9 protein-coding genes are annotated in these 13,720 nt (G+C 46.8%); all 9 read right to left on the reverse strand.

Annotated elements, in window-relative coordinates; all coding sequences use genetic code 11:
- Positions 1 to 4: 4 nt before the first annotated feature.
- The 9 genes from V144x_RS19510 to V144x_RS19550 are packed head-to-tail and all read right to left on the reverse strand — an operon-like array spanning position 5 to position 13,487.
- Positions 5 to 2,179 carry a phage tail protein gene (locus tag V144x_RS19510; protein ID WP_144987281.1) on the reverse strand — a complete coding sequence of 725 codons (2,175 nt, stop codon included), beginning with the start codon at positions 2,177 to 2,179 and terminating at the stop codon, positions 5 to 7.
- Positions 2,176 to 4,119: a baseplate J/gp47 family protein gene (locus tag V144x_RS19515; protein WP_144987283.1), complete on the reverse strand. Its 1,944-nt coding sequence runs from the start codon at positions 4,117 to 4,119 to the stop codon at positions 2,176 to 2,178. Before V144x_RS19515 ends, V144x_RS19510 begins: the two co-directional genes overlap by 4 nt.
- Positions 4,116 to 9,692, reverse strand: coding sequence for a baseplate J/gp47 family protein (locus V144x_RS19520; RefSeq protein ID WP_144987285.1), 5,577 nt, complete (start codon positions 9,690 to 9,692; stop codon positions 4,116 to 4,118). Before V144x_RS19520 ends, V144x_RS19515 begins: the two co-directional genes overlap by 4 nt.
- Positions 9,689 to 10,117 (reverse strand): GPW/gp25 family protein, encoded by a 429-nt coding sequence (locus V144x_RS19525; RefSeq protein WP_144987287.1) that lies wholly within the window; start codon positions 10,115 to 10,117, stop codon positions 9,689 to 9,691. Before V144x_RS19525 ends, V144x_RS19520 begins: the two co-directional genes overlap by 4 nt.
- Complete coding sequence (locus V144x_RS19530; protein WP_144987289.1) at positions 10,114 to 10,410, reverse strand: PAAR domain-containing protein; 297 nt, start codon at positions 10,408 to 10,410, stop codon at positions 10,114 to 10,116. Before V144x_RS19530 ends, V144x_RS19525 begins: the two co-directional genes overlap by 4 nt.
- A 12-nt stretch (positions 10,411 to 10,422) precedes the next feature.
- Positions 10,423 to 11,058, reverse strand: a complete 636-nt coding sequence (locus tag V144x_RS19535) for a phage baseplate assembly protein V (protein ID WP_144987291.1) — start codon at positions 11,056 to 11,058, stop codon at positions 10,423 to 10,425.
- The gene (locus tag V144x_RS19540) at positions 11,055 to 12,161 is read right to left on the reverse strand and encodes a phage late control D family protein (protein WP_144987293.1); all 1,107 of its coding nucleotides are present in this window, start codon (positions 12,159 to 12,161) and stop codon (positions 11,055 to 11,057) included. The genes V144x_RS19535 and V144x_RS19540 overlap by 4 nt, the downstream gene beginning before the upstream one ends.
- On the reverse strand, positions 12,139 to 12,837 hold the full coding sequence (locus V144x_RS19545) for a CIS tube protein (protein ID WP_144987295.1): 699 nt from the start codon (positions 12,835 to 12,837) through the stop codon (positions 12,139 to 12,141). The genes V144x_RS19540 and V144x_RS19545 overlap by 23 nt, the downstream gene beginning before the upstream one ends.
- Before the next feature lie 2 nt (positions 12,838 to 12,839).
- Positions 12,840 to 13,487 carry a hypothetical protein gene (locus V144x_RS19550; RefSeq protein WP_144987297.1) on the reverse strand — a complete coding sequence of 216 codons (648 nt, stop codon included), beginning with the start codon at positions 13,485 to 13,487 and terminating at the stop codon, positions 12,840 to 12,842.
- Between the last annotated feature and the right edge of the window lie 233 nt (positions 13,488 to 13,720).

Consider the following 13,720-nt stretch of genomic DNA (forward strand, 5'->3'; position numbering starts at 1 on the left):
TGTGTCAATGTAATCGTGTGTCAAGGGTGGGTCCGATGTCGGAAAGTCGTAGTTTCGCGTCGGGTAGACGAGCGTGTCCGGTTACTGCATCAGAACCAAGATGTGCATCCGGAAGCGGCTCAAGAATAAAGTCGTCGTGGATACGATCACTCTTCAATGCCTGGGGTCCAACCCAATTTAGTTCGACAGTGGTCATTACCGGTGCCATCTCCTGAAGCAAATCAAGCAACCAAGGCTCCCAGGCTATTCGTTCCTGAGCGGTAGCCGCGATATCGATTCGTATTTTCCCTAGAAAACGAAGCATCGGATCATTCGTGATCGACGAACACGGAAGTCGCATCAAGTCAACCATAGCGAACGCATCCAATTCAGAATTCCAGGGTGATGCCCCACCCAGTATCGCAGGCAAATTGGTGCCTTTGCGATTGTCAGCAGCGGTAATTGCGAAACCGAAATCGGCAATCATATCGATCACTCGAAATCGTGGTGGCTCACCAGTAATGATACTTTTGAGAAGTGCTTCAAGACTAAACCGCGTACCACGACCCTGAGCCAGAATTTCGGCTTGTGATAGTATCGCTCGTTTCTGATTGGTGTTAAGCTGATCGTGCCAGGGTAAACCAAGCCAACGGGCCACATAGTCGAGCCATTCCTCTGGTGCGGTCGTGGGATGAATGAGGCTGCCTAAAGATGCAATGTTCTGATCAATCTCTTGCGACGAGTTTTCCAAAACTCCTACGAGCGCACGGAGAAAGTTATCGGGAGAGTAAGGTTCACGTTGATATATCAAAGGCAAATGTTCCATTAACGAAATACCGGGATAGAGAACATTCATTTCATAAACAACCGGTAATTTCGCCCCAGGCGCTGCTATCAGTTCGAGACTGACCCAAAGGTATTGCTCTTTAAATGTAAACAACGGCGCGCTGAATGATTCTGGTTCTACATCAGTGTTGCTTGCTCGTCCCTGAAAGATCGTTGTGTTACGATGAAGATCGGGATCGGTATGTAGTGTTTTTACAAGATGATCAGCGAGTAAGGTGTTATTCCTGGTGATGCTCAAAATTCGTTCCCGTGTTTTATCATCATCAGTCGCAGCGACAGTGATTTTCAGGGTTGAACCTTGCGGTAATTCGGCTTTGAACTCAGCACGAAGCCAAGGTGGCCCCCCCTCAAGAGGAGTCGACCGTAACATCGGTGTGAGTGCGTAAGCACGAACTTCGGCACTACTGAGCGGAACAATATTCGTCTGTCTGTATCGCTGAAGTCCACTTGAGCCGGCAACGAGCAAACTGCTGCATCCACCTGTTACTCCTTGTATTTGTATGGGCGCATCGCTCCGATCAACAATTACCTCACTTAAAATGCCGCCATCTGGATCGAGTACGAGAACAGCAGCAATTTTATCTGAAATGTCATCATAGATCCCACTCAGCAGAAGTTTCGAATGACGGAAATCGCACCCCAATTGTAGATCGCGGAAACTCGGACGTATCGCTCCAACCGGCATACTACGGATTACATCACCGCCCTCTTCAGCAAACCAAAGAAGAACAGGCTGTTGAGCACGAGTCAGTAAGGTGAATTGCTTCGTTTGTTTCAGATAAACGAAGGAAGTCTGTTTCAGAGAATCCAAGGAAGTGACGCGCAAAAGCCCGTTCAGTGGAATAGGCTCGCTTTTAAATCCACACCGATTAATACATTTGATCGAGCAACTATTGTTGTGTTGGATTAGAACATAGAGTGATCCTTGATCGTCCGCGGCGGCAATGTCAATAACATCCCCATCCTTAAAAGAAATCGTTGTGAATTGTGTCAGCGAATCACTTTCAAAACATTGAACTGAATTTTTACCCTTTCGTACCCAGAGCAAATCAGCAGTCGCCACCATTCGCTCAGCAGTCGCAATCGCAGATGGACTGGGGAATGACTCTGCTTCCCCTCCTTCGGCTAGTAGTTGATGACATTGCCCGATTTCGTCGCGCCATAATGTTTCACCCGTGGATAAAATAACCGGGGCGAAAGCTCCAGGTGAAGCATATCGAGTGGGAGGCTGTCCGAATGGTGCTGTCGGACCGAACCCGTGTTCGACTGTCACCGTCTCGAGACTCGTCCCCGCAAAAACACACGCTTTCCATTGGGCTGGTGTTGAAAAATGATACTTTTTTTGATTGGTCATCGGCGTCCTCCCATCGCCGTTGGAATCACAGTAATTGTCGTTCGACGACGATTCCAGCGAGGCAAGCCGTGACTGGGAACATGAATCTTTTGATCTGGCATTTGATTCTCCCCATTCACTTGAAACAAACTCAAGTCGAGAACGCGTTTCACCCCAGCCAACGATCTCACCCAATTCATAAGATCATTTCTTGTGACTAACGCCCCTGGTTCCCTCGGTGTTGTCACTCCATCGTCGTCCAAGGCAAGACGACTGGCGAATTCTTTTACCAATTCCATTCGAAGTGACTCTGAATCGATTCCCTGTTGCGCTTCCAAGTCGACTTGAAAGAAAAAGTCAATGTAACAAGGGGCTATAACAGCAAGCCGTGTGCCTAAAGGAATTCGAGAGATCAAGCTGCAGCGGACGGCTTCAAGCCAACGTGGAGTTTCCGGAACTGTATCAGGTTCTGATTGCCCAAGGCGACTGCGCAGCGCGACTAATGTTGTCTCACCCGTTCGTGGAGCAAGTCGATGCGGGGGTGCAATCCAGGCACGCGAGACTTCTAATAAAGGAAGCGAGATCGCAGCATGAGAGATATCATTATTGGTAATGAGAGCATGGCTTTTCCGGACACGATCTCGGGCGTGTCGACGCACACTCGTTGGTGTGAGTGCATTCGCACCACCAGAGATTGGACTGTAATTCACACCATAGACACCAGAAAAACCAGTCACACACCATTTCCGATTTCGTGCGATACTACCTTGCTCGCCGTTACAAACATGATAGGTTACCATTACATGTGACTCTGCAGATGGAATTTTACCATTCACACCGTTCCCGAATGTTGCCACATCCGACTTTCGATCAAATTCGAAAAATCGATCCGTAGGTCCTTTCTCGGAAAGCCGCTCACAGCGATACCACTGCTTGACGCCAGATGGTTCTGCTATCTCGATTGCAATTGGGTCCTTGTTCATGGAATATCGCAAGCCAGGTTGTTTCAGTTCAAGTTTCCAGTCTGGCAGACCATTGGCGACATGGAGTTCACGGGAGATGCGAGTTACCTGTTCTATTGGAATCACGTTTGCCCCAACTCGAATAATTCGAGGAGGCCGAGCAAAGCCAACTTCAGAATGAAACTCAATCGTAAATGTAGTTGGTGAAATTTTCACGTTGTTAAAGTCGAGCCGAATGGCCCCGGTTCGTAACATTCCATACGTATCGTCTGAAACGACCTTGATCGGAATACGATCTTGCCCGGCAACAAGCGTTGCCTGCAACGCAGACCGAATCAAAGCAGGGACTTCAGTTTGTGATTCATCTTTCACTTGTGCAGAAGGCGCTGCTTGAACACCAATAACCCAGTGTCCGGAAGTTGTCTGTAGTGACTTGCTATCAGGCAACTTGTCTCGGCATGTAAAAGAAAGTGCAAATTTATCTCGACAACCGGCACGCTCACCAAAGGGAAAAAATGGTTGCCCACCGTACATATTCGTATTTGTATGATCAATCTTTTCACCATCGGCACAATGCGTGACCAATTGTGTCAGCCTGCCTGGCATCCAGAGTTGATCGTCGATGAGCTGAAAAGTGGTGGTTTCGAGTCCCTCGACATGGGCAATCGCATCGCGGGGAATGATCACATTCTCCGCAAACGTGTTGACGGGTGAATTGATATCATTAGGATCAGGCCAAATGAGCCCGTGCGCAGAATTTGCACCAGTATCGGTAATTCCCATCAATGCCGCGTATGCTTGCCGTTCGTCGTGACGCATTCGGGACAATGAATAGAGCTGAGCTTCGGCTGTCCAGGCTAACAGCTCCATCAGCGTAATTCCGGGGTCGTGTGCGTTGTGATCGGTCCATTCGGGAGCGAGCGCCTGCAAGCTTGCTCGGCCAATCTCCATCAAATCCTGAAAACGTCGTTGGAACAGGTTTGGAGAGAGTTTACTCATTTAGACTCCTCCACCATATCAAACTGAATTCGTACTGAGTCTTTCGCCAGTAACGCGAGTTCTGTCCCGTCTAAACCCTCTGGCCATGGTTTTTCATCGTTGTTATTAAACACCTCAACCAGATAAGCTTTAATAATACTGACCAAATTTGGTGTGTCGCGTAATGCAAAGGAGATATCACTTTCGTTTGGGTTGGCGCCGACAGGCCAACCTTCACCTTCATCACCTCCCCCAGCAGAATCGAAGTAAGTATGAAGACGCCTTTTAACCTCTCTGGCCACTTCACCGGCTGCATCGATTGAAATAATTTGCAATTCGAGCAAAATACGAAATCGTCTCAGAGCAGGCCCTTCAATAACTAAGGCATTTGGTGCCGATAATGATATTGGTGAGGAAGCAAGAATCGTTCGATGTAACGCACGAACCTGTGCGGCCGTTGGTTTAGTTTGGTCGCCACGCATCACGACAATAAGCTGTACCGAACTTCGCCGCTGAAACGCATGCGCCTGTACGATTTCCGGCGAACTTTGCAAAGCAATCTCTTTGAGATCTCGCAGGGTGACGGCCCGTTGGCGATGCCTCAAACGTGAGAGGCCGAACTGCATCACCCGTTCGTCCGACTCGGAAGGTGCCCCACCAGCGGCATCGTCTGCGGCGATAACCTTTTCGACACTGGGAATAGGCGAATCCAAATTAAGCTCGCTTCGCGCCTTGACCTGATTACCCGGTGAATCAATTTCATCTGGTTGATTGGGTTCGGTACGTTGATAGCGAAACGCCAGAATGTTGTCTCTCCCAATTGGAGGAATTAAGCCATGTAGGCCATCGCCAAATCGAATTCGTCCCGTGTTTTCATCCAGCGCATAGACACGATCACCTGCCGACTCATCCAGGGGGTCAACAACGCGTCGCCACAACACCCAATCACCGGGCAGGTCTTCCACATTACTTAATACTTGCCCGGTTCCAAGTTCTAACAATTCCTTCCGATCTTCCTCAGTTAGATTTTCGCGAACGCGGAGTTCGAGCGTGTTTCTTAAAACGGGCGGCCGCGCGAGTGTCACTGTAAGATTTGGCTCTCCGGTCGATGAGCCGAGTAATTCACGAGTGAGCGTTTCGCGCGCACTGGCCCAAACGGAATTCAGATAAGCCCCACACAGTTTGGGCCGCCAATCCTTCATTTGATCGTATTTACTCGGCTTAAGTTGCAACCACTTTCGTTTGAGTCCGAAAAGTTCATCTTCGGTTGGTGAGACGGGGAAGGACATTGATATCAGACCACTTTCGCTCAACCCGCGTGTGTCATCTTTGGCAGCAATCCAAATAAAATGATTGTCCACAAGGGCGTTAATCGTCAAAGGAACAAACGCGGAATTCGATTGTTGATCTGCTAACATAAACATGTTCACGAGATCACCCCGAAGCTGACCTTCCACACCTATGAAAATCGCTTTACCTTTGGCGACCTGTTCTGAATCTTCTTTCGGGTTTGCTTGTGTCGTATCTTCTGAAGGGTGTTCTCCCTTGGCAGCCCCCCCTTCATGGTCTGGTGAATCCGCTTGTTGCGCCTCATCTGAAGGAGCAGCCACTTGGGAGGCATCGTCAATCAATCTTCCCAGGCTCAACTTGAGTGGCACAAACGCTTCGACCGTTGCCCCTTTGGTGCGATTCGCATCACTTTGATCCCGCACAGAACCACTATCCTGAGCAAGCACGAACTCGGGTTGAACGTCAGTGGAAAGGCTGTAGACTACAGCGAGTTTGACTATCGAAGGCGCTCGTATGTCTTCGTTGCTTCGTGTTACGACTTGTGTTGTTTCAATATTCTTCCCATTCTTTTGGGGTTTGGTCGTCTGAATCGTCACAGTCTCTTTGCCGTAATCGCCACCAATCAGACGGCCCCGAATCCAAAAGTTTGTTTTTCCCGCCCAGTCCGAAGACTCGAAGTCATCAGGCGCCTTGAATTTCAGTGAACCATTTGACTTGAGGTTATGCGTTCCATCTTCTGCTCCATCAAGCTCCGACCACCCTTTTCCATTCCAATATTCCCAGGAAAGGACCGGATTGGTATCCGTATTAATTAGTGAGACGGTCCAATCATTGATGCTATTGACAGTAAGATAGTTAACCAGAGAATCGTTCTCTTCTTTAATAATCTTGGGTGCCTTTTCCCAATGTCGTTCCAAGATAACGAGTTCTGATTGATCCGGGTCAGTGTCATCGACTTTGAATACTTCGCCTTTAATCGTTTGAGGGTCGGCTCCCAGGAAGGTCAAACCCCGTTTAGCCAAATCAGCGTGCGAAGTCTTTAATTTTTCATCCAGTTTCAGCAGGGGAAGCGTGCTAATGACGGCCTGATAGGCAACATCTTCTAACTCCAGACCATCAAATGATTTGATTGGAACATTCAGCGTAGCGATACGATTATTTAATGAGATCACCCGGTAGATTCCACTCGACTTTTCGGTCGTGATTCGCAAGACCGTCCCAACCTTGGTGATTATGTCATTTTGGTCAAGTGTTATCTCTTTGCTATTTTTCGCCTCAGCAAATTGACTTTGTACTTGAAAAGTCACTTCAACACGCTTTTGTCTAGCCTCATTGATTTCTGGATCAATCGTTAGAGTTCTCTTACTTGTTCCTAATATTTTTCGAAGCACACTCCATCCGCTACTATTGACACGTACGTAGAAATCCTCCTGCAAATAATCTTCCTCTGGCTTTTTTCCAACAAAGTAGATTGTATAACCATTGTCATCGAGTCTTCCGTTAAATTGGACTTCACCATAAATTTTATTAGTCTTATACTTTAAATTGTCATCATCGTTCTCTTGTAGTACTGGCGTTTTATCGAGAGTCGCGATTCGGTTATTAACATCGAATTCAGTGACACGTGCCAAAGTGTTCTCTTCCCCCTGTTTGATCAATAACATTGAACCGATAGTCGTAGTTTCGTCATTTTCATGAATTTCAAACTTATTCTCATCCTTAATTTCACTTTCGTATTCATTGTGTTCCTTTGGATAAATAAAAACCTCCCCTTCAACCGAAGGTGTATTGAATTTAAAGAGCTTTCTACCATTGGTGTCATCCTCTTCAGAACCTACAATCTCAATCTTGTAAGGTGGCATTTTGCCGGTCGGTATCGCAACCTGATCGCCTTCATTCAGTACGGAAGATGTTTGATCAGTTAATATAATAGCGCTCTGTAGTTTCGCTAAGAATCCAATTTTCGTAGCGATGATCTGGTTTTGAGTGGTCGGCACCAGTACGTGCCCGGTTAAAAGGGATGGTGCACCGATGGGTGTGAATCCGACGGCAGAAAGGTCTCGTCTTAACGGATCTGAAGTGAATGGTTCCCACATCACCAATTCAGATATATTGGATGTCGATTTTTTAACGCTGACAGCAACCTGTAAGCTCTCACCCATAAAATTCGCATCAATCGAAGATCCTACAACGCTTGACACTAGATTGACCTCGGCTTCTGAACCTTTTCCGTTAAATTTAACAGCGAGTAGTTTGTTTTTCTGTTCGCCAACTGCAACTGCAATTAGATTCCCACCGATTTGTCCTTTCTTAGGAATGAACACAGCCACGGGTGAATGTTTCTGGGATACTTCATTGCCTAGAAGTGAAATGCACTTAACTAGGTCTTGATTGTCAGCTACATGAATGCGATATAGGCCTTTGTCCGCAACACCAATTAACCCCTGTTCCAAACTGCCTTGACTGAGTTTATTATCTATCTCTACTCTTATAGGCTCGATGCGCGTTAATTTAACAAGTTTGTCATTGGCATCTATGGTTTCATTGGTTTCCAGCTCTTTCCAAATTTTTGTCTTAAGGGTTGGGTCACATTTAAATAACTTGCCACTGCACAGCGCAAATAATCTACTGTGACTTGGTGTCTCGAGGTAGACAAGACCAGTGATAATGTCCTCGTCTGTCGATTCAGGTAGTTCACCCAATGATCGCCAACCACTTTGGGAGGGCGTTGTTATGTCCTGTTTCCACAACCACACTTCATTTCCAGCGGCGATCGCAACGAAAACATCAGCACCTTTTTTCCAAATAGGAACACGGAACCGTGGTTCATCGAGTGTGACAAGCGATCTATCGGCATCATCACTATCGCTATTTGGCGATGGTGGTCGCAACATTTTTGGCTTGGTCCAGTACTCCAATTCATCTTGTTCAGAATTGAATTTAAACAGGTGCAAACCACGATCCGAGGCAGAACCAGCAAGGATTTCGCTCCCCTCTCCGTTAATTTCTACTCGCAGATGAGCGAGGCCAGCGGGAAAATTTGTAGCTGCGAGTTGCATACAAACTTGCACATCAGCTTTCTTCTTGGAAAACGCCTCTTCACAACCGATGTAGAAAGCATCAAAGAGTTTTGGATCACGACCAAGGGGATAAAAAACGTTATCGTGGACAAGCGGTGTGTTGTTGGCAAATGCTTGTTTGTCCGGCAAGTCATCTTCCCCGGAGTCTGGAAAACCGGTCGAAATAGAATTAATTTTTAGTGTTAACTCTTCAACCTGCAACTTGGGTTTACTACCTTCCACCTTCTTCGTGCGGGCTCTTATCCAGCGACTTTCGGTGTGACCAATTTTAAACGGTTCGATTGTGCCCTTTCCTTTTGTCAATACCGTCATACCTGCCTTCTGATCTTCAGGCTTGACTTCGATGGGTTGCCATTTGGTCTCTTCGTCCTCTTTCGATTTTCCCCAATACTCCCACTCAAAACCGTTTGACAGGGCACCAGCGCCGCGCACTTCAATGGTTACCGCGGAATCTATGTTTAAAAGCTCCCTGTGACCAAGATAAAGAACATGTTCCTGACGATTGCGGGCATAGCCGTCAAAGGGTTGAAATGTTTTCACTTGACGAACGATCTCACTTTTGTTGAGGTCATCTTGCAAGTCAGGTTCAACGGTTGCGATGCCATTTTCAACTTCGATAACTCGGTATTCGTTTTTTCCTGCGGCGATGATCATACCTTCTGTCAAACCAGAATCAGTCTCGAGTTGCAATTTATTTTGATTAGCCGCGGCGAACGACTTCAATTTCCACTGGGTAGACATCGACGACAAAGGTTCAACTTCAGTGAGCCCCGGCGCGGGAAGATAGAACGCGTCTTTCTCAACATCGACCCCGACCACTACGTCGAGCAAACCGGGGACAACGTTTAACTGGGTTTCCGTTTCAAAGACGACAGGTGTACCGTCAACATCCGCCTGAAGCGTGATCGGTGCGGTCGCCAACACCAGATCTTGTGTACCTGTTGCCGTTTTGAAAACAACAGGTACGCGGGCGGCCTGAGCTGCTTTCCTCTGGATACCAAGCCAGTCGAGAAAACCACGAAGCATTTTGTCTCCAGCTTGATCCAAACGTTGGGTGACTTCAGAATCGAATCGGGCTGCCACTTCCAACAGTGCGATGCCGAAATCCTGCTCTCCACCTTCAAGTCCCCAATCAGGAACCCACGCCTGGGCACGACGACGCAATTCTGCCAAGAACTCAGACTGCCGACGGTCGTCGATTCTTGGGGCACGTGGTGATTTCACGGCTGACCTCCTTCCCCAAAATAGAAAGGAAAGACAAGGTTGCCCGTTTGATTCGTTTTGCGAACTCGATATTCCAGTTCAATCAACAATTGACCATCCTGTATTGCCTGATCGTCGACCATAACCTGAAGCACCTCGATACGTGCTTCACATCGACGAAGTGCTTCTTCGACCAGCGAACGAACTCGTTGTATTGTGGTTGTATCCAGTCTGTCAAACAGAAGTTCATGAATACCACATCCGAAATTCGGTCGCATGACCCGTTCTCCGGGAGCTGTTTCAAGCACGATTCGAATTGATTCACGAATATCATTTTCATACTCTACAAAGGCGACACGACCGGTGCGCAAATCCAGCGAAACAGGCATTGCCCAACCTCGTCCGAGGAATGCTTTGCGATCATAATCATCAGTATTTAAATTCATCCGATCATCACCGTACGAGAACCTTTGGAAATGGGGTTGGATGGCCCTACTTCAATGATGCTGTCTCCTTGTCGAGCCGCGGGTAATTTTTCAATAAATACAGTGTAGCTTCCCACAGCAACAACGCCGCCAACATGTGGCTTCGGACCATCCGACAATGGACAAGTATGAAAATCGGAAAAGGCTCTCCATGCCGGTAATGATTCAATGAAAACGGTTGCGCTACCTGGTCCGGGTCCTAGCGGAGTTCCATGGCTTGTCGAGTCTCCAACACGCGCGGCAGGTTTTCCCATATAGCTATTCCCCTAATTAATGTTGATCAACTGCCCTTTGATATTCAGAGTTGCGCCTGCTTTAATCTCCATTGTGGCGTCCGCTTCGATACTAATTGTCTTCGCTTTGATTTGGAGATGCCCCTCGGCCTTGATACTCATGTTACCGCTCGTACTATCCACCTGGACTACATTGCCTTTCTCATCTTCCACTATGAAGCCGTCATCATCGAAACGAATTTTGCGTCCCTTTTCATGTTTGAGTTCGACAACTCCCTTGCTCCCATCATCAAACATAAGGTGGTGTTGCTTGCGAGATTTAAGAATTCGGACATCATTTTTTCCATTGGAGTTATTGATTGGTGGAGTCTGTTTCCCATTCCACAACGATCCGACAATGTAGGGATATCGGATGTCTTCTCGTTCGAATACGACAAGTACTTCGTCGCCGACTTCGGGAATCGTAACCCAACCTCGCCCTTTTCCCGCCATAGGAACAGCAAGTCGAGCCCAATAACTCTCGGTATCACTCCAGCTGTATCTTACTTTTACGCGACAGAGATTCTGGTCGTCTTTATTTTGCGTAACCGTTGCGAGCGCAACACCTTTGGCATAGCCCCCTGCCTCATGCTGGGTTTCGCTTACTGGAGAAGATTGAGGTATCGTCATAGTCCCGTCTCCTTTACTTTGAAGCGCGTACGGTAGCCATTGCTATCAATCTTATGAGTAGCCTGATGGATGTAATACGTTTTCGAAAAAGAACCGCCAAGTCGATCAAGTTTCACATTCCGATCAGGTCGTATCTCGGGAAGACCAATACACTCCCCTTCACCAGTAAGGAACTTTTCTGCACGTTCATTTAAAATATTTTGGGCAAGTTTCTTCGCTTCAGCCTGACTTCGTACAGGTTGTCGAATTCGTAATGTCGGTTGTTTTTTGGGGCCAGGGCCAAATGATCTTAAAAATTGACCTGGGCTGTCCCCTCTGAGACCAAATTCTTGGCCTGCATTTGCAACCCCTACGATTTTCTGGTTTTGACGAAGATCCCAGCCGTAGACTTCCACTCGAGAGATTTGGCCCGCTAAATTAGCCTCAGGACGAAAGCTGAGTAACGCTTTGCCATATTCCAGCTTTACGATCGCGCTCTGCTTTTTGTCAGGTCTCGCAAAGTGAAGTGTCGCTTGCTCGTCGACATACAATTCGAAGTGATTTCGTTCTGCCAGTTTTTTGAGGAATTCCCAATCGCTTTCCTGGTTTTGTTCAATCTGAATCTGCTCATCGATGGTGGATTCGATCTTCGCTCCCAGGTTATGAAATTGTGCAATTTCAGTAGCTGCATAACTATCTCGTTTTTTTGACCAAGTGCGTTTATTCTTGCCAATGGTCATTGAGAACCCATAGTCGTACCCAGCAATTGTGAGTTCAGGAACACCACCTTCGGGGAAGTCAGTCGTGATTTCTGTGACAACCCCCTTTAAAACTATTGGCAGTGACTTCGAGTCACCGTACCCCATGTAGAGTTCTACCTTGGATCCAAATTCAAGTTTATTTAACAAGTTTTTACTTTGACTCGTACGGAAAATTCCCTTTTCTTGGTCGTAGCAATTGGGAATAGTAAAGCTAAAACGCGAGGCAGCACCGAGCATGAGGTCCACTTCCAATTGACTTACGGGAGCCAGTAATTCGCGCACAAGGTCTTGCCCGCTCAGTCGAACTGAGAAGGCAGGTGTATAGAAATCACTATAGCGTTTAGCGAGTTGGGAAAGTTCCACTTGCATTCTCCAGAGGGGGGATTTCCAGCCAATCACCAGGCTTTATTTCACGAGGATCATCAAGATCGTTTCGGTCCGCGATTCGGGTCCACAGTTCCGATTCGCCGTATTCACGAGCAGCTATGAACCACAATTGCTCCTTTCCGACAACTATTCGTCTTTTCGTTTTGTCGGAAGATTCGAGCCGTGGATCTTCCTGTTGTTGCTTGAGAGTTCGGTATTCTCTGAACACGATCGACAGCGTCACCCTCGCCGGTATACCATCAGGGTGAAACATGGTTACTTTCCGACCTAACTTCTCGATGATGGCATGAAACTCCATTGTCCCCCAATTAAATCGGACTGGTGGAGGAGCGTGTAATTCCCGGTCAATCAATAAAAGTTTTGAGATAGCAGCTAGGCGTTCCCCCAGTGGATCGTTTTCTTTTTGCAATAAAGATGTGGGACCATTCGGGTCAGTATAATCATCCATGAATAAATCCATACTCAACTGATCGCTCTCACCGTTAACAAATTGTAATACCGGAGAACTAATACCGGGAATCGGTGTCGCCTTGTAAGAATTGGATCGATCCAGACTATATTCGGTAGGGTTAAATAAGAGGCTGATGACTTTGTTCTTATCTTCTCCATCCATAACTGTGATGGTCGCTTTTTTAAGAATATTTTTATTCATCGTCAGTATCCCCTTCGTTCTCGATCAATACGAACGCGCCGGTGAACACGACGAATGACCTCTTCAGTAACTTTGTCCAATAGTGGCAGGTCAATAGACGATGTGGGATTCTTGCTAATTTGAGAAATCTCCTTCGCTTTGGTTATCGGGATTTCATTCGGTTCGTTTCTGTGAATTACGGCTGTATCTGTCATTATCGATGGACGTTTACCCTGTCCCGACTGCTCATCACGAAAAACTTGCGCAATTGTTTTTCGCCAGACATAATGCAGGGAAGTTGTACGTGAATCGTTCGATTGATTTGCACCTGATTTCACAGTATGTGAAACTGGAAACGCAAGGTTGAATGACTGGCAAAACGTCTTGCGAAGTGCAGATGTTCTATGCGTGATTGAAGGCGAAATAACACTCGGGTTCATACAAGACAACGGAGTCAATTGCTGCTGATAATTGGGATGAAGAAATTGTACCTTCGAAAAATAATTCGATTGCCGGTGCAAACGGGTATTTGAATACCATTTCTGAGTATTTGCCATGTACCTGCTGCGTATGAAGGGATGTTCAAAAACAATGCCCTTCACCGGTTCTGGATTTGAAGCTATCGAACCCGTTTGCGAATGTTTCTTCTCGCCTCCCGGTTGGGGAAACATTTTGAAGCTGCTTGAGTTCATTGTATTTAAAACTGGAAATGCAAGATTGAGCGACTGATAATAAGCCGAGCGTAATGCGGATGTTCTGTGCATTATTGAAGGCGAATTATCACTCGGGTTCATATAAAACAACCGAGTCAATTGCTTCTGATAATTGGGATAAAGAAATTGTACCTTCGAAAAATAATTCGATTGCCGGTGCAAACGGGTATTTGAATACCATTTCTGAGTAT

Origin of the sequence: Gimesia aquarii, assembly GCF_007748195.1 — a bacterium.
Taxonomy (GTDB): domain Bacteria; phylum Planctomycetota; class Planctomycetia; order Planctomycetales; family Planctomycetaceae; genus Gimesia; species Gimesia aquarii.